Raw genomic sequence first — 21,432 nt, 5'->3', positions numbered from 1 at the left:
AGCATTAAGGTGTGACAAGGGTGCCTCCTGGCGTCAGTTGTTGGCAGCGCAGCCAGCCCAGTGGCCGGGATTGCCCAGCGCGTAACTGGTCGCCGTTAATCAGGATAAAGCGTTGCCGTTGAGGCTCACTTTCCAGCCGGTAGTTGCCCGCAGCATCCGCCGCCAGACAGTCGCTGGCGGTGATGACAATTTCATGGGGCAGTGGGGCATCAATCGGCCCATTATTGTGAAGTATCAGATCATTGAGCCCATTTTGCTGTGGCTGAGGGCTAATTTTTACCAGCCAGTTGACGCTGAGCGGTTGGTTTTCAATCACCGCCCGCAGCGTCGTCAGTGACCAGGCGCGGCGATCGTCCGCCAGCGGCAGCCGGAACCAGATAATGCCACGCAGGTGTGGCGTGGACTGCGCGTTCAATTGATGTAGAAAATCAGCTATCTGCTGTGGCGCAACCGTCAGTTCACGCGTGGTACCAGCCACACGCAGCGAGGCTTCGCTTTCAACCTGCGCGCCCTGCGCATCAAACCCCACCAGACTCATGCCATAGGCGGGCAGGGCCACCCGAAAGGGCCTCTGCGTCATTTTCGCGTACTGCTTAACCCAGCGCAGTGCCAACGGACCGGAAAATAACCCTTGTTGCGGAGACAGCACCGCATGTACCTGCAGTACCGAAGTATCCACCTGTTGTAATACGCCGGGCAGCGCCGCTGAGTCGATCCAGCTCGGTAAGGCGGTGATGCCCAGTTGCAATGAGCGAGGTAGCTGCTGACGCAGTTGCTGAAGGAAATGCTGATAGTCGGGCAGGCGAGCGGTGGCGGCGTCGTGGTCTATTTCAACGCCGATGACCTGCAGCCCGGCGGCCTGCCACTGTTGCAGCTGTTTTAGCAGGCGCTGGCGAATGGCGGATTCGTCCAACTGCGCCAACTGCCCGTCCAGACGCACGACCAGCCACAGCGGGCGGCCATCTTGTTTCAGTAACGAGAGATTAACCGGAATTTCACGCCAGCCTTCGCGCGGATGTACCTGCAAACCCAGCACCCGCAACGTAGAGAAAAGATCGCGGCTTTGTGCCAATGCCGCAGCATGTTGCGGCGTCCAGACCCGTTGCCAAACGTAGACCTGGTTATCCCAGGCTTGCTGCAGTTGCAGTGCCTGCTGGCGTCCGCCAAACCAGGCGATTAATGCCAGTGCCAGCAGTAATAGCGCCATTAGCCCGCGTTTCATTGCTGCCAGAGTTCGCCTTGCTGAGTGAAACCGCAGGCGCGCATAAAGTTATCCACTTCACCACGTTCGCGCGCGCTCAGACCGGCGGTCGAAAGCTGCCAGTGCGTTATCTGCGGCAATTGGCGCTGGGCGTCCTGCACCAGATACAGCCCGACGCCGCGACGGCGAGTCACCTCACGCACCAGTAAATCCTGCAGTTGGGCATGGTCGCCGTCCAGCTCGATTTTCACCGCACCAAGTAGCCGTTCATTGAAGCGAGCGGCAAACAGGGCTTTATCCCCGCCCAGCCAGCTTTCCCACTGCTCCGGTTGCTGATGCGGCCAGATTTTGCCAAGGTCGATAAGGTCTTGCGGGGACAGCGAGGTTAATCGCTCAATAGTCAGTTTCATGCAGGATTTCCGAACGGCTAATCGATGCCGACAGTGTAATAGATCTTGCACAGAGCGTTGTGTAAGTTTTTCTGTACGATTACTGCGCGAAATGTTTTTTGCAAGACGCATTTTCCGAGTAAATATGTAGTAAAGCGATCGAGAACCAGCATAACGCGCTGTGCCTGACGCTAAATGGCGCAGATTTAATCCGGATTTTATGCTGTTTACACCGCTTGTTCCTGATTGTGCAAGTTGATTTGCAGCAGAAAATTCCTGTTTAATGGCATGAAAAATAAAGTCTTATTAGAAAATATTGCCGTGAAAACACCTAAATCATTATTACTTATGAATAAAAGCAGTAAATAAGGGTCAGGTGCAGGCAAACACAACAGGTACGTTCACAACGACAGATGGGGATTTGCGGATGAAATTAACAAAAGGTAAGGCATTGTTGGCTGGCTGTATCGCGATGGCAATCGGGCATGCGGCAATGGCAAAAGACATTAAGGTGGCGATCGTCGGGGCGATGTCCGGCCCGGTCGCACAGTATGGCGATATGGAGTTTACCGGTGCCCGTCAGGCGATTGCCGATATCAATGCCAAGGGCGGCATCAAGGGCGATAAGCTGGTTGGGGTGGAATACGACGATGCCTGTGATCCGAAACAGGCGGTAGCGGTGGCCAACAAGGTGATCAACGACGGTATCCGTTATGTGATCGGCCACCTGTGTTCTTCCTCGACGCAGCCGGCTTCCGATATTTATGAAGATGAAGGCGTGATCATGATCACCCCGGCGGCCACCAACGCCGATCTGACCACCCGTGGTTACAAGATGATCATGCGTACCACCGGTCTGGACTCCGATCAGGGCCCGACCGCGGCCAAGTACATCCTCAGTGAAATCAAACCCAAGCGCATTGCCGTGATCCACGACAAGCAGCAGTATGGCGAAGGTCTGGCACGCTCGGTGCGCGACAGCCTGAAAAAGCAGGGTACCGACGTGGTGATGTTTGAAGGTATCACCGCCGGGGATAAAGATTTCTCTACCCTGGTGGCACGCCTGAAGAAAGAGAACGTCGATTTTGTTTACTTCGGTGGCTACTACCCGGAAATGGGCCAGATCCTGCGCCAGGCCAAACAGGCCGGCCTGACTACCCGCTTTATGGGGCCAGAGGGCGTGGGCAACTCCTCACTGTCCAACATCGCCGGTGCCGCTTCTGAAGGCATGCTGGTGACCTTGCCGAAACGTTACGATCAGGTTCCGGCCAACAAACCTGTGGTCGATGCGCTGAAAGCCAAGAAACTGGATCCGACCGGTCCGTTCGTCTGGACGACTTACGCCGCATTGCAATCTCTGACCACCGGGATGGAGCGCAGCGGCAGCCAGGAACCGGCCGACATCGTCAAGGATCTGAAAACCGGCAAGCCGGTGGATACCGTGATGGGGCCACTGAGCTGGGATGACAAGGGCGATCTGAAAGGCTTCGAGTTCGGCGTATTCGAATGGCATGCCGACGGCACATCAACACCCATTAAATAAGCCATAATCATCAGGGTAGGGCGCAGTTCTGCTGCGCCCGCGGGCCGGCTTGCCGGCTCCGTATCCCTTTACCTGAATGCTCTTCGCGTTCAGGTTTCGCAGCCAAGGGTTAGAGTATGTCAGAGCAGGTTCTCTATTTTCTGCAGCAGATGTTCAACGGCGTCACGTTGGGCAGCACCTATGCATTGATCGCCATCGGTTACACCATGGTCTACGGCATCATCGGCATGATCAACTTCGCCCACGGCGAGGTGTATATGATCGGCAGCTATGTCTCCTTTATTGTTATTGCCGCCCTGATGATGGTGGGCATCGACGTTAGCTGGTTGCTGATTGGCGCCGGGTTCCTGGTGTCGATCGTCATTGCCAGCGCCTACGGCTGGAGTATTGAGCGAGTGGCCTACAAGCCGGTGCGCAACTCCAAACGTCTGATCGCGCTGATCTCCGCCATCGGGATGTCGATATTCCTGCAAAACTACGTCAGCCTGACGCAGGGCTCGCGCGATCTGGCGCTGCCAAGCCTGGTCACCGGCCAATGGGTGCTGGGTGAAAGTAACGGTTTTGCCGCCACCATCACTACCATGCAGTTGATTATCTGGGTAGTCACCTTCCTGGCGATGCTGGCGCTGACGATATTTATTCGTTATTCACGCATGGGCCGCGCCTGCCGCGCCTGCGCGGAAGATTTGAAGATGGCCAGCCTGCTGGGCATCAATACCGACCGGGTTATCTCGCTGACCTTCGTGATTGGCGCGGTGATGGCGGCAGTGGCCGGCGTGCTGCTGGGACAGTTCTACGGAGTGATCAACCCCTACATCGGCTTTATGGCCGGTATGAAAGCCTTCACCGCGGCGGTGTTGGGCGGTATCGGCAGTATTCCCGGTGCGATGATTGGCGGCCTGGTACTGGGCGTGGCGGAAGCGCTGACCTCGGCCTACCTGAGCACTGAATATAAAGACGTGGTGTCGTTCGCGCTGCTGATCGTGGTGTTGCTGATCATGCCAACCGGCATCCTTGGGCGTCCGGAGGTTGAGAAGGTATGAAACTCAATCTGCTCAACGCGTTGATCGCCACGCTGGTGCTGTTTGTGATGGCTTCATTCCTGATGGGGATGCAGCTGAGTCTCGACGGCACCAAACTGGTGGTGCATGGCGCGGCGGAAGTCCGCTGGATGTGGATCGGCATTGGCTGCGTCATTGTGTTCTTCTTCCAGTTACTGCGCCCGCTGATGCAGCAGGGGCTGAAAAAAATCTCCGGCCCTTCATTCGTCTTACCGAGCTTTGATGGCACCACTGCGCGTCAGAAGCTGCTGGCCGCGGCGATCATTGTTGCCGCCGTCGCCTGGCCGTTTCTGGTGTCGCGTGGCACGGTGGATATCGCCACCCTGACGTTGATCTACGTGATGCTGGGTCTGGGTCTGAACGTGGTAGTGGGGCTGTCCGGTTTGCTGGTGCTGGGTTACGGCGGCTTTTACGCCATTGGCGCTTACACCTACGCGCTGCTGAACCACTACTATGGCCTGGGTTTCTGGGAAAGCCTGCCGCTGGCGGGCATCGTCACCGCCATCTTCGGTTTCCTGCTCGGTTTCCCGGTGCTGCGACTGCGCGGCGATTACCTGGCGATTGTGACCCTGGGCTTCGGGGAGATCGTGCGTATCCTGCTGCTGAACAATACCGAGATCACCGGCGGGCCGAACGGTATCAGCCAGATCCCGAAACCGACCTTCTTTGGATTGGAGTTCAACCGCAGCGTGCGCGACGGTGGCTGGGATACCTTCCACAACTTCTTTGGCCTGAAATACGATCCGAGCGATCGCATTGTGTTTCTGTATCTGGTGGCGCTGCTGCTGGTGGTACTGACGCTGTTTGTGATCAACCGCCTGCTGCGCATGCCGCTGGGCCGTGCCTGGGAAGCGCTGCGCGAAGATGAAATCGCCTGCCGTTCACTGGGCCTTAACCCGACCAAAATCAAGCTGACCGCCTTTACCATCAGCGCCGCCTTTGCCGGTTTTGCCGGTACGCTGTTTGCCGCGCGTCAGGGCTTCGTCAGCCCGGAATCCTTTACCTTTGTCGAGTCGGCCTTCGTGTTGGCGATCGTAGTATTGGGTGGCATGGGATCGCAGTTTGCGGTGATCCTGGCGGCTATTCTGCTGGTGGTGTCGCGTGAAATGATGCGTGATCTGAACGAATACAGCATGTTGCTGCTGGGCGCCCTGATGGTGTTGATGATGATTTGGCGACCACAGGGGTTGCTGCCGATGAAGCGGCCACAGCTGAAACTGAAAGCGGCGGATATCCACGCGGGCAAGGGGGAACAGGCATGAGTATGCAACCTTTGCTGAAGGTCGAAGGGCTGTCGATGCGTTTCGGCGGCCTGCTGGCGGTCAATAACGTGGCGCTGGAACTCAATGAAGGCGAAATCGTTTCGCTGATCGGCCCGAACGGTGCCGGAAAAACCACGGTGTTTAACTGCCTGACCGGTTTCTACCGCCCAACCGGCGGCACCATCAAACTGCGCGAACGCCATCTGGAAGGTTTGCCAGGCCAGACCATCGCTCGCATGGGCGTGGTGCGGACTTTCCAGCATGTGCGGCTGTTCCGTGAAATGACGGTGATCGAAAACCTGCTGGTTGCGCAGCACCAGCATCTGAAAAGCGGCGTCTTCGCCGGGCTATTGAAAACCCCGGCCTTCCGTCGCGCCGAAGCCGACGCGCTGGAACGTGCTGCGGTGTGGCTGCAGCGGGTTGGCCTGCTGGAGATGGCTAACCGCTCGGCGGGCAACCTGGCTTACGGCCAGCAGCGGCGGCTGGAGATTGCGCGTTGCATGGTTACCCGGCCGGAACTGCTGATGCTCGACGAACCGGCGGCGGGGCTGAACCCGAAGGAAACCGACGAGCTGGATCACCTGATCGTCGAGCTACGCAATCAGCATAAGGTGTCGGTGCTGTTGATCGAACACGACATGAAGCTGGTGATGGGCATTTCCGACCGCATCTATGTGGTGAACCAGGGCACGCCGTTGGCGCAGGGCACCCCGGCACAAATTCGTAACAACCCGGACGTGATCCGGGCTTATCTGGGCGAATAAATTATGTTGTCATTTAATCAGGTCTCCGCCCATTACGGCAAAATCCAGGCGCTGCATCAGGTCAGCCTGAATATTAAGCAGGGTGAGATAGTCACGCTGATCGGTGCTAACGGCGCAGGTAAAACTACGCTGCTCGGCACGCTGTGCGGTGAACCCCGTGCCAGCGAGGGCAGCATCACTTTCCTCGATCAGGATATTACCCAGTGGCAGACCTCGCGCATTATGCGTGAGGCGGTGGCGATTGTGCCGGAAGGGCGGCGGGTATTCTCGCGCATGACGGTGGAAGAAAACCTGGCGATGGGCGGTTTCTTTGCCGACCGCCAGCAGTATCAGCAGCGTATCGAACGGGTGTTCGGCCTGTTCCCGCGCCTGCTGGAGCGCCGTGCCCAACGTTCCGGCACCATGTCCGGCGGTGAACAACAGATGTTGGCGATCGGTCGTGCGCTGATGAGCCAGCCCAAGTTGCTGTTGCTCGACGAACCCTCGCTGGGGCTGGCGCCGATCATTATCCAGCAGATTTTTGACATCATTGAGCAACTGCGCGAAGAGGGAATGACCATCTTCCTGGTGGAGCAAAACGCCAATCAGGCACTGAAACTGGCCGATCGTGGTTATGTACTGGAAAACGGCCGCGTGGTGTTGGAAGATACGGGAGCCGCATTGTTAGCAAACGAAGCAGTTAGGTCGGCATATCTGGGCGGCTGAAATACCCGTCTAAGCGGTAGGGGGCGAATATATTCGCCCCGAGTGACTCGGGCGCAGTGTACAGCGCCCCTACAAAGTTTTTAACGATTACGAGAAGAAGAAGAAATGAACACAGAAGGGTTACTCGCGCAGCGCATCGTAAAAGTAAAAAGCTCGGCAATCCGTGAATTGCTCAAGCACAGTAAGATGGAAAACGTCATTTCGCTGGCGGGCGGCATCCCCTCTGATGCCCTGTTTGACTTCGAAGGCTTGAGCATCGCCACTCATCAGGCGATCACCGAGCAGCCGAAAAGCGCTTTCCAGTATGGTTTGACCGAAGGCAGCCCGGTGCTGCGTGAGCGCATCTGCGAACTGTGCGCCCAGCGTGGTGTTTCTGCCACGGCCGAAGAAGTGATGGTCACGGCAGGATCTCAGCAGGCGCTGGATCTGGTGATGCGTGCCATCGTCAACCCAGGCGACGTGTTTGTGGTGGAGCGTCCGACCTATCTGGCGGCGTTACAGACGCTGGAGCTGGCGGAAGCCAACATCATGTCGGTGTCGTCCGACAGTGACGGCATGGTGGTCGAAGAACTGGCCGAGTTGCTGAAAACCCAGCGCATCAAGGGTGTGTATGTGGTGCCGAACTTTGGCAACCCAAGTGGCATTACCCTGAGCGCGGCGCGCCGTGAACTGTTGGTAAAACTGGCGGCCGAGCACAATTTCCTGATCATCGAAGATGACCCGTACGGCGAACTGCGTTTTACCGAAGAGCGCAACGCCACGCTGCACCAGATTTCGCAGCAGGTGCTGGGCCATACCGATAACATTATCTACACCTCAACCTTCTCCAAGATCCTGGCGCCGGGCCTGCGTCTGGGCTGGGCCATTTTGCCGCCGTTCCTGCTGCATAAAGTGGCGATCATCAAGCAGGCGGCGGATCTGCACGCCAGCGCGCTGTCGCAGAGCATCGTGGAATGTTACCTGGGGCTGGATCGCCTGCCGGCGCAGATCGAAAAGATCCGTGCGGCCTACAAGCAAAAGGGCGAGATCCTGGCCGGGCTGGTGGAACAAGAGTTGGGTGACCACATCAGCTTTGATATGCCGAAGGGCGGTATGTTCCTGTGGGCGCGTTTCCGTCAGCCGTTTAACGCCACCGAATGGCTGAAAACCACCTTGCAACAGGGTGTGGTCTTCGTGCCGGGGGAATACTTCTTCTCTGACAACCCGGATCGTTCGACCTTCCGTCTGTCGTTCGCCACGGCGACTGAACAACAGATGCAGGAAGCCGTTGCCCGCCTGCGTCGTTCTCTGTAATCCCCACGGCGGCGGGGCATTTTTCTCCGCCGCCGACATCAAACCGCAATCTGCACTTCACTCTCCCGTCACATGGCCGTCATCTGACGGTTATATTTCTGTCATCCGAGCATGGCATGTTATCCCCGTCATCTTTCAAGCCGCAGCGTTGTTGCCTGCCCTGATGTTTCCCTGTCACTTAGTTAACTAAGCTCCGAGGGATCCATCAGCTTGCCGCCTAGCTGCGACTTGAAAGCTATAGGGGAACACTTCCGTACAAGAATTGATTCTTTTCGCTCACGCGCTTATTACACCAGCTTTTTTCAGGAGTTAGGCATGCTCACCTACGCTATTCGCAAAACTACGCTGTGCGTCGCGTTGACCCTGGCGGTCAGCACTCAGGCACTGGCGGCAACCGAGATCCCGTTCTGGCATTCGATGGAAGGTGAATTGGGTAAAGAAGTCGATTCCCTGGCGGATCGCTTTAACCAGTCGCACACCGACGTCAAAATTGTCCCGGTGTATAAAGGTAACTACGAACAGAACCTGGCGGCGGGCATCGCGGCCTATCGCTCCGGTAAAGCGCCGGCAATTTTGCAGGTGTACGAGGTGGGCACGGCAACCATGATGGCCAGCAAGGCGATCAAGCCGGTGTATGAGGTGTTTAAAGACGCCGGTATCAATTTTGACGAGTCGGTGTTCGTGCCGACGGTGTCCGGTTACTACACCGATAACAAGAGCGGGCACCTGCTGTCTCAGCCGTTCAACAGCTCTACCCCGGTGCTGTATTACAACAAGGACGCCTTCAAAAAAGCCGGCCTGAACCCGGACCAGCCGCCGAAAACCTGGCAGGAACTGGCGGCGGATACCGCCAAGCTGCGTGCTGCCGGTATGAAGTGTGGCTACGCCAGCGGCTGGCAGGGCTGGATCCAGCTCGAGAACTTCAGCGCCTGGCATGGGGTGCCATTCGCTACCGAGAACAACGGTTTCGGCGGTACCAGCGCCAAGCTGGAGTTCAACAAGCCGTTGCAGGTCAAGCACATCCAACTGCTGGAAGAGATGAACAAGAAGGGTGATTTCACCTATTTCGGCCGTAAAGACGAATCCACCGAGAAGTTCTACAGCGGTGACTGCGCCATTACTACTGCGTCATCCGGCTCCCTGGCGGATATCAAGCACTACGCCAAATTCAACTACGGCGTGGGCATGATGCCGTACGATGCCGATGCCAAAAATGCACCACAAAACGCCATCATTGGCGGTGCCAGCCTGTGGGTGATGAACGGTAAAGATGCCGCCACTTACAAAGGGGTCGCCGAGTTCCTGCAGTATCTGGCTCAGCCGGAAATTGCCGCCGAATGGCACCAGAAGACCGGTTATCTGCCGATCACCACCGCCGCCTACGATCTGACCAAGCAACAGGGTTTCTATGACAAGAACCCGGGTGCCGACGTAGCAACCCGCCAGATGTTGAACAAGCCACCGTTACCGTTCACCAAGGGCCTGCGCCTGGGCAATATGCCGCAGATCCGTACCGTGGTGGATGAAGAGCTGGAAGGCGTGTGGACCGGCAAGAAAACGCCACAGCAGGCGCTGGATGCCGCCGTGCAGCGTGGTGACGTATTGCTGCGTCGCTTCGAGTCCCAGACCAAGTAGCGTCAACCGGAACTCCCTTCCGGTGAACGACACCGATTTCACCCCCTCTCCCCAGGGAGAGGGCCGGGAGGAGGGGCTCAGTCGGCCCTTCACCCACATTAACGGTTAACCCCTATGTCATCTTCCCGTCCCGGTTTCGGCTGTAGCTGGCTGCCCTATGTATTGGTGCTGCCGCAACTGTTGATCACCGCAATCTTCTTCCTGTGGCCCGCCGGCGAAGCGCTGTGGTATTCGGTGCAAAGCCTCGATCCATTTGGTCTGTCCAGCCAGTTTGTCGGCCTGGATAACTTTACTCAGCTGTTCCAGGACCCTTACTACCTTGATTCGTTTTACACCACGCTGATTTTCAGCTTCCTGGTGGCGGGTATCGGGCTGGTGGTGTCGCTGTTCTTCGCTGCGCTGGTGGATTACGTGCTGCGCGGCAGCCGGATTTACCAGACTCTGATGATCCTGCCTTATGCGGTAGCTCCGGCAGTGGCAGCGGTGCTGTGGATCTTCCTGTTCAACCCCGGCCTGGGGCTGATTACTCATTTCCTTAACGGGCTGGGCTACAACTGGAACCACGCGCAGAACAGTGGGCAGGCGATGTTCCTGGTGGTGCTGGCTTCGGTCTGGCAGCAAATCAGCTACAACTTCCTGTTTTTCCTGGCGGCATTACAGTCCATTCCGCGCTCGCTGGTGGAAGCGGCAGCCATCGACGGCGCCGGGCCGGTGCGGCGTTTCTTCAATCTGGTACTGCCGTTGATCACGCCGGTGAGCTTCTTCCTGTTGGTGGTGAATCTGGTGTACGCCTTCTTCGACACCTTCCCGGTGATCGATGCCGCGACCGGCGGTGGGCCGGTGCAGTCCACGACCACGCTGATCTACAAGATCTACCGCGAAGGCTTTGCCGGTCTGGACTTGTCCAGCTCTGCGGCGCAGTCGGTGATCCTGATGCTGCTGGTGATTGGCCTGACGGTGATCCAGTTCCGTTTTGTCGAACGTAAGGTGCGTTACCAATGATTGAGAACCGACGCGGGCTGGATATCTTCAGCCACGTAATGCTGATTATCGGCGTGCTGGTGGTGCTGTTCCCGCTGTATGTGGCCTTTGTCGCCGCCACGCTGGACGACAAACAGGTGTTCCAGGTGCCGATGACCCTGATACCGGGCGGCCACCTGTGGGAAAACATCAGCAATATCTGGCAGGGCGGTGTGGGCAACCTCAAGGTGCCGTTTTCGCTGCTGCTGCTCAACAGCGTGATCATGGCGCTGGCGATTACCTTCGGCAAAATCGTGGTATCGGTGTTGTCGGCCTATGCCATCGTTTATTTTCGTTTTCCGCTGCGCAGCCTGTTTTTCTGGCTGATTTTCATGACGCTGATGTTGCCGGTGGAAGTGCGTATTTTCCCCACGGTGGAGGTGATTTCCAACCTCAACCTGCTGGACAGCTACACCGGCCTGACGCTGCCGCTGATGGCCTCGGCCACCGCGACCTTCCTGCTGCGCCAGTTCTTTATGACCTTGCCGGACGAACTGCTGGAAGCCGCGCGTATTGATGGCGCCGGCCCGATGCGCTTCTTCTGGGACATCGTGCTGCCACTGTCGAAGACCAACCTGGCGGCGCTGTTTGTCATCACCTTTATCTACGGCTGGAACCAGTACCTGTGGCCGATCCTGATTACCAGCGACGCCTCCATGGGTACTGCGGTGGCGGGCATCAAAAGCATGATCTCCACCTCCGGCGCGCCGACCCAGTGGAATCAGGTAATGGCGGCGATGATCCTGACTCTAATCCCACCGCTGGCGGTGGTTCTTCTGATGCAGCGCTGGTTTGTACGCGGCCTGGTTGATAGCGAAAAGTAACGAGAGAAATTTTCACATGGCAGGTTTAAAACTACAGGCAGTCACCAAATCCTACGACGGTAAAACGCCGGTGATTAAGCAGATCGATCTCGACGTGGCGGACGGTGAGTTTATCGTGATGGTCGGCCCTTCCGGCTGCGGTAAATCGACGCTGCTGCGCATGGTCGCCGGGCTGGAACGTACCACCAGCGGCGATATCTATATCGACAGCCGGCGTGTGACCGATATGGAGCCGAAAGATCGCGGCATTGCGATGGTGTTCCAGAACTACGCGTTGTACCCGCATATGAGTGTGTATGACAACATGGCCTATGGCTTGAAAATTCGTGGCTTTGGCAAACAGCATATCCAACAGCGGGTAGAGGAAGCGGCACGCATTTTAGAACTGGAACCGCTGTTGCAGCGCAAGCCGCGTGAGCTTTCCGGCGGCCAGCGTCAGCGGGTGGCGATGGGGCGGGCTATCGTGCGTGAACCGGCGGTGTTCCTGTTTGATGAACCGCTGTCCAACCTGGATGCCAAGCTGCGGGTGCAGATGCGTCTGGAGTTACAACAACTGCATCGCCGGTTGAAAACTACCAGCCTGTACGTCACGCACGACCAGGTGGAGGCGATGACGCTGGCGCAGCGGGTGATCGTGATGAACAAGGGCGTGGCGGAACAGATTGGCACCCCGAGTGAGGTCTATCAGCGCCCGGCGTCGCTGTTTGTCGCCAGCTTTATCGGTTCACCGGCGATGAACCTGTTGCCAGGCACCCTGAGCGCCGACGGCGGCCAACTGCAACTGGCAGACGGCATGACCTTGAATTTACCGCAGGCGAAGCCGCACTGGGGCGGACGCCGGTTGACGCTGGGTATCCGTCCCGAGCATATTCAACTGCTCCCCGATGGGCAGGGTGGCGTGCCGCTGGTGCTGCAAACGCTGGAACTGCTGGGCGCGGATAATCTGGCACACGGACAGTGGGGGGGACACGGGGTCATTGCGCGGCTATCGCATGAAACTATGCCGACGGCAGGCAGCACGCTATATTTACAACTGCCTGCACAGGCGCTGCACTTTTTTGATACCGATAGCGGATTACGGATGGAACAATGACCACAGCCTGGCCTTACCCTCATATTGTTGCCCACCGCGGCGGTGGCTCTCTGGCACCGGAAAACACCCTGGCGGCGATCGACGTTGGCGCACGTCACGGCCACAAAATGATTGAGTTTGACGCCAAGCTGGCGCAGGACGGGCAGATTTTTCTGCTGCACGACGATACTCTGGATCGCACCAGCAACGGCTGGGGCGTGGCGGGCGAACTGCCATGGGATAAGCTGGTGCAACTGGATGCCGGCAACTGGTATAACTCCGCCTACAAAGGCGAACGCCTCCCCTTGCTGGCGGAGGTGGCGGAACGTTGCCTGCAGCACGGCATGATGGCGAACATTGAAATCAAGCCCACCACCGGCAGCGATGACGAAACCGGCCGGGTCGTGGCGCTGGCGGCACGCCTGCTGTGGCAGGGGCAGACCGATCCGCTGCTGTCTTCGTTCTCGGTTGAAGCGCTCGCAGCGGCACAACGTACCGTGCCGGAATTGCCGCGCGGCCTGTTGCTGGATCAGTGGGATGACAACTGGCAGGCGCTGACCGAACGCCTGGGTTGTGTGTCTTTACACATCAACCATAAAGAACTGACCGCCGAACGGGTGGCAGCGCTGAAGGCGGCGGGATTACGCATTCTGGTTTATACCGTTAACCAGCCAGCGCGGGCGCGCTTGTTGCTAAACTGGGGCGTTGACTGCATTTGTACTGACCGAATAGATTTGATTGGCCCCGATTTCCCCAATGGCTAACCTCGGTTGACCGGCGTCGGCAGCGGCGCCTGAGGTACCGCAGGCGTGGTGCGATCGAACGGATTGCGCGGCTGGTTGCCATTTGGCAGCAGTTTTCCGCCGTTCGGCGCAGTTTGCTGCAGTTGCTGCTGATTGTTGTCAAACTGCCGCTGTTGTTGCAGGCGGCGCTGATCCAACTGCTGGTTATTCAGCATGCGCTGCTGCTGCGCTTGTTGATTGCGTTGGTTGAGAAACTGCTGTTGCGAGCTGAGTTCGGTAACCCCATTGGCTGCGCTAGCCAATCCGGACAGCAGCAACAGGCCGTAAAGCAGTTGATAAGTTTTCATGATGTTGACTCCTGTTTTCTATTAAGACTAACTCAGCGGTGAAAATTTGCCGACAGTTTGTATTTTATACAGATGTAAACTGCCTTTTCGTCACCCCCTATCCCGCCTTCCGTTACAATCGCCCTTTGTGAATTTTTAGGGTGAACCCATCGTGCTGCTTCTGGTGATTACTACCATTTTGTGGGCGTTTTCTTTCAGCCTGATTGGCGAATATCTGGCGGGCCAGGTCGACAGCTGGTTCTCGGTGCTGATGCGCATTGGCCTGGCGGCATTGGTGTTCCTGCCTTTTCTGCGCTGGCGCAATATCAGGCTGAAAGTGATCCTGATGTACATGCTGGTGGGGGCTTGCCAGCTCGGCATCATGTACCTGTTCAGCTTCCGTGCCTACATGTACCTGACGGTGCCGGAATTCCTGCTGTTTACCGTGCTGACGCCGCTGTACGTCACGCTGATTTATGACCTGATCAGCGGACAGCGTTTGCGGTGGAGCTACGTATTCAGTGCGTTGCTGGCCGTTTTGGGGGCGGCGATCATCCGTTATCACCAGCTTAGCGAGCATTTCTGGTTGGGGCTGCTGCTGGTGCAGGCGGCGAATATCAGCTTCGCCATTGGCATGGTCGGTTACAAGCGTCTGATGGAAGTGCACCCGTTGCCACAGCACACCGCGTTTTCCTGGTTCTACCTGGGCGCGCTGGTGGTGGCGGTGGTGGCCTGGTGCCTGTGGGGCAATCCGCAACAGTTGCCGACCACCAATCTGCAATGGGGCATTCTGGTGTGGCTGGGCGTGGTGGCTTCCGGACTGGGCTATTTCATGTGGAACTACGGTGCCACGCAGGTGGACGCCGGTACGCTGGGCATCATGAATAACATGCATGTGCCTGCCGGACTGCTGGTGAATCTGGCCATCTGGCAGCAACAGCCGCACTGGCCAAGTTTTATTATCGGTGGGGCGGTGATTGTGGCTTCGCTGTGGGTGCATCGCCGTTGGGTGGCACCCAAAATAATCAGTAAATAAACCGGGCTGCCCAAGCGCAGACAGCCCTGGTCGTCAGGGCTGTGAGGCCAACGGTTTGACGCTGGCAACACCGGCGCTTGGGCGGGCAGCGTCACGGACGAACGGCAGATGATTGCAGGCATGCTGGCGCGCCGAACGGATAAAGGCTTCGGTTACCGCCTGGCGCTGCTCACCATCGCGAACTGCGGCATACAGACGGCTCCACAGGCCATCGCCGAGGGTTTTGGTCACCACCAAACCCTGGCGCTCAAAACTCTCCACCACCCAATGCGGTAACGCCGCAATCCCCATCCGCGCCGACACCATCTGGATCAGCAGCAGGGTGTTATCGACGTTTTTCAGCGCCGGGCTGATGCCTGCCGGCTGCAGGAAATGACGCCAGATATCCAGTCGTTGACGCTGTACCGGATAAATCATCAGCGTCTCATCGATCAAATCTTCAGGTTCAATGTGCAGCTTGCTGGCCAACGGATGATCCGGCGCCAGCACCAGCCGCACTTCAAAATCAAACATCGGTGAATAATGGAGACCGCTGCGCGGCAGAATATCGGAAGTCAGCACCAGATCCAGCTCGCCTTGCTGTAAGGCCGGTTGCGGATCAAAGGTGACGCCGGACTTAAAGTCCATCACCACCTGTGGCCAACTCTGACGGAAGTTATCCAGCGCCGGTGTCAGCCACTGAATACAGCTGTGGCATTCAATGGCGATACGCAGCGTGGCCTGATGCGGTTCGTGGCACGTCTGCAATGCCTGCTGAATTTGCGGCAGAACCTGCTCCGCCAGCTGTAACAGGATCTCTCCCTGCGCGGTGAAGCGCAGCGGTTGGCTTTTACGAACGAACAGCTTGAAGCCCAGGCGCTGCTCCAGATCGCTGAACTGATGCGAAAGAGCAGACTGCGTCTGGTGGAGTTGAGCAGCCGCGGCCGCCAGCGAACCGGTATTGCGCAGAGCCTGCAGCGTCCGTAAGTGTTTCAGTTCGATCATGAGAGTCCTTCACAGTGACAGTGAATAAATTGCGCTTGTGGTTAATACAGTACCTGCGGATTATGGATGTGTAAACATCTGGACGGCTAAATGGGGAATATGACGATGGCAATTCTAAATCACACACTGGGTTTTCCTCGCGTTGGGCTACGACGTGAACTGAAAAAAGCTCAGGAAAGCTACTGGGCAGGTAACTCGACGCAGGAAGAACTGTTGGCGGTTGGCCGCGAGCTGCGCGCTCGCCATTGGCAACAGCAACAACAGGCCGGGGTGGATTTGGTGCCGGTCGGCGATTTCGCCTGGTACGACCATGTATTGACCACCAGTCTGCTGCTCGGCAATGTGCCGGCGCGTCATCAAAATGCGGACGGCACAATCGATCTCGATACGCTGTTCCGCCTGGGCCGTGGCCGCGCACCGACCGGTGAACCGGCGGCAGCGGCGGAAATGACCAAATGGTTTAACACCAACTACCACTACATGGTGCCCGAATTCCATAAGGGCCAGCAGTTCAAACTGGGCTGGACCCAATTGCTGGACGAGGTTGACGAAGCGCTGGCGCTGGGCCACAAAATCAAACCTGTGCTGCTGGGGCCGGTCACTTATCTGTGGCTGGGTAAAGTGAAGGGTGAGCCGTTTGACCGCCTGTCGCTGCTCAACGATATCCTGCCGGTTTATCAGCAGGTGCTGGCCGAGCTGGCGAAACGCGGCGTTGAATGGGTGCAGATCGACGAGCCTGCGCTGGTGCTGGAATTGCCGCAGGCGTGGTTGAACGCCTTCAAACCGGCTTATGACGCGCTGCAGGGCCAGGTAAAACTGCTGCTGACCACCTATTTTGACAGCGTTGGCCACAACCTTGAGACCCTTCGACAGTTGCCGGTGCAGGGGCTGCACGTTGACCTGGTTGGCGGTCACGACGATATCGCGGTATTGAATAAAGCGCTGCCGAAAGAGTGGCTGCTGTCACTGGGGGTGATCAACGGTCGCAACGTCTGGCGCGCCGATCTGAGCAACTGGTTCGAACGTTTGCAGCCATTGGTGGGCAGTCGCCCACTGTGGATCGGGACTTCCTGTTCACTGCTGCACAGCCCGATCGATCTGAGCGTGGAAACCCGCCTGGACGAAGAGGTGAAAAGCTGGTTCGCCTTCGCTCTGCAAAAATGCGGTGAACTGGCGTTGCTGAGTGCGGCGTTGAACGCACCGGGCGCAGCAAAACAGGCTGAACTGGACGCCTACAGCGCGCCCATCCGTGCCCGTCGTCAGTCCAGCCGTGTGCATAATGCGCAGGTCGGCCAACGTCTGGCTGCTATTACCGCGCAGGACAGCGAACGCCAGCGTCCTTACGCCGAGCGCGCTCAGGCACAGCGTGAACGTTTTAATCTGCCGGCCTGGCCGACCACCACTATTGGTTCATTCCCGCAAACCACCGAAATTCGCGGTTTGCGTCTGGACTTCAAACAGGGGCGTTTGGATGGTAACAACTACCGCACCAGCATTAGCGAGCACATCAAACAGGCGATCGTTGAGCAAGAACGTCTGGGCCTGGACGTATTGGTGCACGGCGAAGCCGAGCGTAACGACATGGTCGAATACTTCGGTGAGAACCTCGATGGCTTCGTCTTCACCCAAAACGGCTGGGTACAGAGCTACGGTTCCCGCTGCGTAAAACCGCCGGTGATCATCGGCGATATTAGCCGACCGGAAGCCATCACCGTAGAGTGGGCGAAGTATGCCCAGTCGCTGACCGACAAGCCGGTGAAGGGCATGTTGACCGGTCCGGTGACCATTCTTTGCTGGTCATTCCCGCGTGAAGACGTGACCCGTGAAGTGATTGCCAAACAAATCGCCCTGGCGCTGCGTGACGAAGTGGAAGATCTGGAAAAGGCCGGTATTGGCATCATCCAGATTGACGAACCGGCACTGCGTGAAGGCCTGCCGCTGCGTCAATCCGACTGGGCTGCCTACCTGAATTGGGCGGTGGACGCGTTCAAATTGAATGCCGCCGTGGCGCAGGATGATACTCAGATCCACACCCACATGTGTTACTGCGAGTTCAACGACATCATGGATTCGATTGCGGCGCTGGATGCTGACGTGATCACCATCGAAACCTCGCGTTCCGATATGGATTTGCTGGAAGCCTTTAAAGAGTTCGAATATCCGAACGGAATCGGCCCGGGCGTGTATGACATTCACTCGCCAAACGTGCCAAGCGTGGAATGGATTGAAGCGCTGCTGCGTAAAGCCGCGCAGAACATCCCGGCAGAACGCCTGTGGGTTAACCCGGACTGCGGCCTGAAAACCCGTGGCTGGCCGGAAACCCGCCAGTCGCTGGCCAACATGGTGCTGGCAGCACAGCGCCTGCGCGAGCAGCAGGCCTGATTGTCACCCTTGGGCAATGATGCTTTGTTGTGATTATTGTGGGCGCTTCGGCGCCCTTTTTTATATCGCAAACGGCTGCCTGGTCAGACAGCCGTGAGGTGAGGTTTATTTCACGCCCGGTACGCCGTGTTGGGCGAACCATGCCAGCATACGTTGCCAACCGTCGGCGGCCGCTTCGGCATCATAGCTTGGCCGGTAGTCGGCATTGAAGGCATGGCCGGCGTCGGGATAGACCACGATCTCGGCATCGGCGTTGGCCGCCCGCAGTGCCTGACGCATGCTTTCCACCGTATCCTGCGGGATGCTGGTGTCCTGTCCGCCATATAATCCCAGCACCGGCGCAGAGAGTTGGGTCGCGACATCGATAGGTTGTTTTGGCGAGTTCAGCGTTTTTTCGCCCACCAGTTTACCGTACCAGGCGACGGCCGCTTTCAACTGCGGATTATGTGCCGCATACAGCCAGCTAATACGCCCGCCCCAGCAGAAACCGGTAATCGCCAGCTTGCCTGCATCACCGCCGTGGCGCGTGGCCCAATGGGCGGCATGATCCAGATCTGCCAATACCTGGCGGTCCGGCACCTTGAGCACCAGCTTTTGGAACAGTTCGCCGATGTCGGTGTAATCCCGGGCATCTCCCTGACGGAAATACAGCTCCGGTGCTATCGCCAGATAGCCCTGTTTGGCCAGGCGACGACAGACATCCTGAATGTGCTCATGCACGCCAAAAATTTCCTGCACCACCAGCACCACCGGGAAGGGGCCGCTGCTATCGGCAGGTTTGGCGATATAGGCCGGCAGATTGTCACCCTGCGAGGGAATCGTGGTTTCCCCGGCATGAATGCCTTGTTCATCGGTGAGAATGGTTGAAGCAGCCAAGGGTGTAACGGCCGGGGTGAATCCCCCCTGAGCCTGTTTTAATGTCATCACTTGATCGGTTTTCATTGCGGTCTCCGTGCAATCGAGAAAAGCGCTGAGATTAACTATAGGAAAGATTACCCGTTATTGGCACCGGGTGGAGCATTTTCGGCCAAGTCTGTAAAAAACGAATAATTATCTGGCTTTAGCGCATTTTTGTTGCCTTTTTATCATGCTATTACGCATGTTGACCTGCATTAATACCATAAGGTGCGTTAGCTCCCTTTATTGTGGCTAAGTCACCGATAAAATAAGGTTATTTTCTGTGGCGGTGTCAATAGTTTCATCAGGAAATCAGCCTTCCGCTCAACAACGGCATTGAAAAACGGCGGTGCATTTTGTCGACTAGACTTGGGGCATCTGAGATGACCATTGTGGCTTCTGGTTTGTTTTTGTGACTTTAATCACAAATACTATGTAGATTGCATTCTGTTTCTTTATTCATAGTGATGATTGTCACGAAATTGCGTGGCAATTTTCAGTAGAGTACTTTTTTGTTCCTCCCAATAAACATGATCCATGAGGAGTCTCGCATGTCCCAATCTGACGTTTTTCATCTCGGCCTCACTAAAAACGATTTACAAGGGGCCCAGCTTGCCATCGTTCCTGGCGATCCACAGCGCGTAGAGAAAATTGCCAAGCTGATGGAAAATCCGGTGCATCTGGCTTCCCATCGTGAATTTACTTCCTGGCGCGCAGAGCTGGACGGCAAGGCGGTGATCGTCTGCTCTACCGGCATCGGCGGCCCGTCTACCTCTATTGCCGTTGAAGAACTGGCGCAATTGGGGATCCGTACCTTCCTGCGTATCGGCACCACCGGTGCCATCCAGTCGAACATCAATGTCGGCGATGTTCTGGTCACCACCGCGGCGGTTCGCCTTGACGGTGCCAGCCTGCATTTCGCCCCGATGGAGTTCCCGGCCGTGGCCGACTTTGCCTGTACCACGGCACTGGTCGAAGCCGCCAAGGCTGCCGGCGCTACCACGCACATTGGCGTGACCGCGTCTTCCGATACCTTCTACCCTGGCCAGGAACGTTACGATACCTTCTCCGGCCGCGTCGTCAGCCGCTTCAAAGGCTCGATGGAAGAATGGCAGTCGATGGGTGTGATGAACTATGAAATGGAGTCCGCCACCTTGCTGACCATGTGTGCCAGCCAGGGCCTGCGTGCCGGTATGGTTGCCGGTGTGATTGTTAACCGCACCCAGCAGGAAATCCCGAACGCAGAAACCATGAAAAACACCGAAAGCAAAGCGGTGCAGATCGTGGTTGATGCGGCGCGCCGCCTGCTGTAATTATCTCGTATTTCAACGGGTCGCTGACGCGGCCCGTTTCTCCATTCAGCCGTAATCTGTTACGGTTAACCTCATCAGCGCCATCTTTCTGGCCGCCTCTTTACCCGCTGAGCCCGGCTTTACCGCTGCTTACAGGTTGCGTTTTTTCAGACAATAACAGCGAGGACGTCTATGACTGCCCAGATCCTGCTTCATCCTTCATTGGCGCCGCTTGATGGCGGCATTAACTTTCGCGATCTCGGCGGTAACAGCGTCGCCGACGGCCGCCGCATCAAGCGTGGTCTGTTGTTCCGTTCCGGTTCACTGGAGCGTTTGACCGAAGACGACTGCACCTTCCTGGCTGGTGTGCCGGTGCGTTCGGTACTCGATTACCGGGATGCCGATGAAGTGCAGGCCAAGCCGGACATCCTGTGGCGCGGTGCCGATTACCACCATTTCCCGGCCAATCCTTTGAGCAATGAAGTGAATGCCAATCTGGAAAAACTGACCAGCGATACATTGGCCGGTTTCGACGCGCAGGCATTTATGCTGGAACTGTACCGTCGGTTGCCTTTCGGCAATGCGGCGTATAAACAGTTGGCCCAATTGCTGAGCAATGTCGGCAACGGCGCTATCGTCCAGCACTGCGCGGTAGGTAAAGACCGTACCGGGATAGGATCGGCGCTGGTGTTGTTTGCTCTGGGAGCGGATGAGGCGACGGTAGTGGAAGATTACCTGCTGACCGAAACCACGCTGGCGACCTTCCGCGAACAAATGCTGGATCAATTGTCGATTCGCCTGAGTGCCTCGGCGCTGGGGCAATTTGCCTACGTGCTCAGCGCCCGTGAAGAATTCCTGATGACCGCCCTGAGCTGCATCCGTGACCAATACGGTTCAACCGATCGCTGGCTGGAAGCCGAGTACGGCCTGGGCCAAAATCAGCGTGAAGCGCTGCAGGCATTTTACCTCGAGTAAACTGCACGGGTGTTTAGCCGGGGTTTAA

At 57.2% G+C, this 21,432-nt stretch carries 20 protein-coding genes; 15 read left to right on the top strand and 5 right to left on the bottom strand.

The features are described 5' to 3' along the window. Window positions 1–4 precede the first annotated feature (4 nt). Together FCL49_RS18610 and panM are read right to left on the bottom strand one after the other, a co-directional pair. Window positions 5–1,222, bottom strand: a complete 1,218-nt coding sequence (locus FCL49_RS18610) for a DUF3142 domain-containing protein (protein WP_174354679.1) — start codon at window positions 1,220–1,222, stop codon at window positions 5–7. Continuing rightward, on the bottom strand, window positions 1,219–1,611 hold the full coding sequence (gene panM / locus FCL49_RS18605; RefSeq protein WP_174354678.1) for an aspartate 1-decarboxylase autocleavage activator PanM: 393 nt from the start codon (window positions 1,609–1,611) through the stop codon (window positions 1,219–1,221). The genes FCL49_RS18610 and panM overlap by 4 nt, the downstream gene beginning before the upstream one ends. A gap of 406 nt (window positions 1,612–2,017) precedes the next feature. On the opposite strand from panM, the gene FCL49_RS18600 reads away from it, so the two are divergent. From FCL49_RS18600 to ugpQ, 11 genes are all read left to right on the top strand, one after another. Then, window positions 2,018–3,133 carry a branched-chain amino acid ABC transporter substrate-binding protein gene (locus FCL49_RS18600; RefSeq protein ID WP_012004698.1) on the top strand — a complete coding sequence of 372 codons (1,116 nt, stop codon included), beginning with the start codon at window positions 2,018–2,020 and terminating at the stop codon, window positions 3,131–3,133. Between the two features lie 116 nt (window positions 3,134–3,249). After that, window positions 3,250–4,176 (top strand): high-affinity branched-chain amino acid ABC transporter permease LivH, encoded by a 927-nt coding sequence (gene livH / locus FCL49_RS18595; RefSeq protein ID WP_012004699.1) that lies wholly within the window; start codon window positions 3,250–3,252, stop codon window positions 4,174–4,176. Continuing rightward, on the top strand, window positions 4,173–5,456 hold the full coding sequence (locus FCL49_RS18590) for a high-affinity branched-chain amino acid ABC transporter permease LivM (protein ID WP_017891301.1): 1,284 nt from the start codon (window positions 4,173–4,175) through the stop codon (window positions 5,454–5,456). Before livH ends, FCL49_RS18590 begins: the two co-directional genes overlap by 4 nt. Further along, the gene (livG, locus tag FCL49_RS18585) at window positions 5,453–6,220 is read left to right on the top strand and encodes a high-affinity branched-chain amino acid ABC transporter ATP-binding protein LivG (protein WP_174354677.1); all 768 of its coding nucleotides are present in this window, start codon (window positions 5,453–5,455) and stop codon (window positions 6,218–6,220) included. Before FCL49_RS18590 ends, livG begins: the two co-directional genes overlap by 4 nt. Window positions 6,221–6,223: 3 nt before the next feature. After that, window positions 6,224–6,925, top strand: coding sequence for a high-affinity branched-chain amino acid ABC transporter ATP-binding protein LivF (livF, locus tag FCL49_RS18580; RefSeq protein WP_012004702.1), 702 nt, complete (start codon window positions 6,224–6,226; stop codon window positions 6,923–6,925). A gap of 105 nt (window positions 6,926–7,030) precedes the next feature. Next, the gene (locus FCL49_RS18575; RefSeq protein WP_174354676.1) at window positions 7,031–8,218 is read left to right on the top strand and encodes a PLP-dependent aminotransferase family protein; all 1,188 of its coding nucleotides are present in this window, start codon (window positions 7,031–7,033) and stop codon (window positions 8,216–8,218) included. Window positions 8,219–8,533: 315 nt separating this feature from the next. Then, window positions 8,534–9,853, top strand: coding sequence for a sn-glycerol-3-phosphate ABC transporter substrate-binding protein UgpB (ugpB, locus tag FCL49_RS18570; protein ID WP_174354675.1), 1,320 nt, complete (start codon window positions 8,534–8,536; stop codon window positions 9,851–9,853). 114 nt (window positions 9,854–9,967) lie between these two features. Next, complete coding sequence (gene ugpA / locus FCL49_RS18565; RefSeq protein ID WP_012004705.1) at window positions 9,968–10,855, top strand: sn-glycerol-3-phosphate ABC transporter permease UgpA; 888 nt, start codon at window positions 9,968–9,970, stop codon at window positions 10,853–10,855. Continuing rightward, window positions 10,852–11,697, top strand: a complete 846-nt coding sequence (gene ugpE / locus FCL49_RS18560) for a sn-glycerol-3-phosphate ABC transporter permease UgpE (RefSeq protein ID WP_135314718.1) — start codon at window positions 10,852–10,854, stop codon at window positions 11,695–11,697. Before ugpA ends, ugpE begins: the two co-directional genes overlap by 4 nt. 16 nt (window positions 11,698–11,713) lie before the next feature. Beyond that, entirely contained in the window at window positions 11,714–12,790 is a 1,077-nt protein-coding gene (locus FCL49_RS18555) for a sn-glycerol-3-phosphate import ATP-binding protein UgpC (protein ID WP_174354674.1), read from the top strand. Further along, window positions 12,787–13,533: a glycerophosphodiester phosphodiesterase gene (ugpQ, locus tag FCL49_RS18550; RefSeq protein ID WP_174354673.1), complete on the top strand. Its 747-nt coding sequence runs from the start codon at window positions 12,787–12,789 to the stop codon at window positions 13,531–13,533. The genes FCL49_RS18555 and ugpQ overlap by 4 nt, the downstream gene beginning before the upstream one ends. Here the strand turns inward: ugpQ and FCL49_RS18545 are convergent. Continuing rightward, window positions 13,530–13,859: a hypothetical protein gene (locus FCL49_RS18545; protein WP_174354672.1), complete on the bottom strand. Its 330-nt coding sequence runs from the start codon at window positions 13,857–13,859 to the stop codon at window positions 13,530–13,532. The two genes, ugpQ and FCL49_RS18545, sit on opposite strands and share 4 nt — an antisense overlap. Before the next feature lie 151 nt (window positions 13,860–14,010). Between FCL49_RS18545 and FCL49_RS18540 the strand changes: the two genes are divergently transcribed. After that, a complete protein-coding gene (locus FCL49_RS18540; protein WP_153858753.1) occupies window positions 14,011–14,874 on the top strand; it encodes a carboxylate/amino acid/amine transporter in 864 nt (287 codons plus the stop codon). Between the two features lie 33 nt (window positions 14,875–14,907). Here the strand turns inward: FCL49_RS18540 and metR are convergent, their stop codons facing one another. After that, a complete protein-coding gene (metR, locus tag FCL49_RS18535) occupies window positions 14,908–15,858 on the bottom strand; it encodes an HTH-type transcriptional regulator MetR (protein WP_012004711.1) in 951 nt (316 codons plus the stop codon). 105 nt (window positions 15,859–15,963) lie between these two features. Between metR and metE the strand changes: the two genes are divergently transcribed. Beyond that, on the top strand, window positions 15,964–18,240 hold the full coding sequence (gene metE / locus FCL49_RS18530; protein ID WP_174354671.1) for a 5-methyltetrahydropteroyltriglutamate--homocysteine S-methyltransferase: 2,277 nt from the start codon (window positions 15,964–15,966) through the stop codon (window positions 18,238–18,240). A 105-nt stretch (window positions 18,241–18,345) separates the two neighbouring features. Here the strand turns inward: metE and FCL49_RS18525 are convergent, their stop codons facing one another. Next, window positions 18,346–19,182: a dienelactone hydrolase family protein gene (locus tag FCL49_RS18525; protein WP_153858755.1), complete on the bottom strand. Its 837-nt coding sequence runs from the start codon at window positions 19,180–19,182 to the stop codon at window positions 18,346–18,348. A 506-nt stretch (window positions 19,183–19,688) separates the two neighbouring features. On the opposite strand from FCL49_RS18525, the gene udp reads away from it, so the two are divergent. Further along, on the top strand, window positions 19,689–20,450 hold the full coding sequence (gene udp, locus FCL49_RS18520) for a uridine phosphorylase (RefSeq protein ID WP_153858756.1): 762 nt from the start codon (window positions 19,689–19,691) through the stop codon (window positions 20,448–20,450). 171 nt (window positions 20,451–20,621) lie between these two features. Next, window positions 20,622–21,404: a tyrosine-protein phosphatase gene (locus FCL49_RS18515; RefSeq protein WP_174354670.1), complete on the top strand. Its 783-nt coding sequence runs from the start codon at window positions 20,622–20,624 to the stop codon at window positions 21,402–21,404. Window positions 21,405–21,432: the final 28 nt, after the last annotated feature.

It is taken from the genome of Serratia proteamaculans (genome assembly GCF_013337185.1).
Taxonomy (GTDB): Bacteria; Pseudomonadota; Gammaproteobacteria; order Enterobacterales; family Enterobacteriaceae; genus Serratia; species Serratia proteamaculans_D.
This window is presented reverse-complemented; position numbering and strand designations above follow the sequence as displayed.

What these genes read in the sequence shown, in the direction of transcription:
- FCL49_RS18610 (WP_174354679.1), bottom strand. Translation starts at nt 1,222, where the DNA reads ATGAAACGCGGGCTAATGGCGCTATTACTGCTGGCACTGGCATTAATC.
- panM (WP_174354678.1), bottom strand. Translation starts at nt 1,611, where the DNA reads ATGAAACTGACTATTGAGCGATTAACCTCGCTGTCCCCGCAAGACCTT.
- FCL49_RS18600 (WP_012004698.1), top strand. Translation starts at nt 2,018, where the DNA reads ATGAAATTAACAAAAGGTAAGGCATTGTTGGCTGGCTGTATCGCGATG.
- livH (WP_012004699.1), top strand. Translation starts at nt 3,250, where the DNA reads ATGTCAGAGCAGGTTCTCTATTTTCTGCAGCAGATGTTCAACGGCGTC.
- FCL49_RS18590 (WP_017891301.1), top strand. Translation starts at nt 4,173, where the DNA reads ATGAAACTCAATCTGCTCAACGCGTTGATCGCCACGCTGGTGCTGTTT.
- livG (WP_174354677.1), top strand. Translation starts at nt 5,453, where the DNA reads ATGAGTATGCAACCTTTGCTGAAGGTCGAAGGGCTGTCGATGCGTTTC.
- livF (WP_012004702.1), top strand. Translation starts at nt 6,224, where the DNA reads ATGTTGTCATTTAATCAGGTCTCCGCCCATTACGGCAAAATCCAGGCG.
- FCL49_RS18575 (WP_174354676.1), top strand. Translation starts at nt 7,031, where the DNA reads ATGAACACAGAAGGGTTACTCGCGCAGCGCATCGTAAAAGTAAAAAGC.
- ugpB (WP_174354675.1), top strand. Translation starts at nt 8,534, where the DNA reads ATGCTCACCTACGCTATTCGCAAAACTACGCTGTGCGTCGCGTTGACC.
- ugpA (WP_012004705.1), top strand. Translation starts at nt 9,968, where the DNA reads ATGTCATCTTCCCGTCCCGGTTTCGGCTGTAGCTGGCTGCCCTATGTA.
- ugpE (WP_135314718.1), top strand. Translation starts at nt 10,852, where the DNA reads ATGATTGAGAACCGACGCGGGCTGGATATCTTCAGCCACGTAATGCTG.
- FCL49_RS18555 (WP_174354674.1), top strand. Translation starts at nt 11,714, where the DNA reads ATGGCAGGTTTAAAACTACAGGCAGTCACCAAATCCTACGACGGTAAA.
- ugpQ (WP_174354673.1), top strand. Translation starts at nt 12,787, where the DNA reads ATGACCACAGCCTGGCCTTACCCTCATATTGTTGCCCACCGCGGCGGT.
- FCL49_RS18545 (WP_174354672.1), bottom strand. Translation starts at nt 13,859, where the DNA reads ATGAAAACTTATCAACTGCTTTACGGCCTGTTGCTGCTGTCCGGATTG.
- metR (WP_012004711.1), bottom strand. Translation starts at nt 15,858, where the DNA reads ATGATCGAACTGAAACACTTACGGACGCTGCAGGCTCTGCGCAATACC.
- metE (WP_174354671.1), top strand. Translation starts at nt 15,964, where the DNA reads ATGGCAATTCTAAATCACACACTGGGTTTTCCTCGCGTTGGGCTACGA.
- FCL49_RS18525 (WP_153858755.1), bottom strand. Translation starts at nt 19,182, where the DNA reads ATGAAAACCGATCAAGTGATGACATTAAAACAGGCTCAGGGGGGATTC.
- udp (WP_153858756.1), top strand. Translation starts at nt 19,689, where the DNA reads ATGTCCCAATCTGACGTTTTTCATCTCGGCCTCACTAAAAACGATTTA.
- FCL49_RS18515 (WP_174354670.1), top strand. Translation starts at nt 20,622, where the DNA reads ATGACTGCCCAGATCCTGCTTCATCCTTCATTGGCGCCGCTTGATGGC.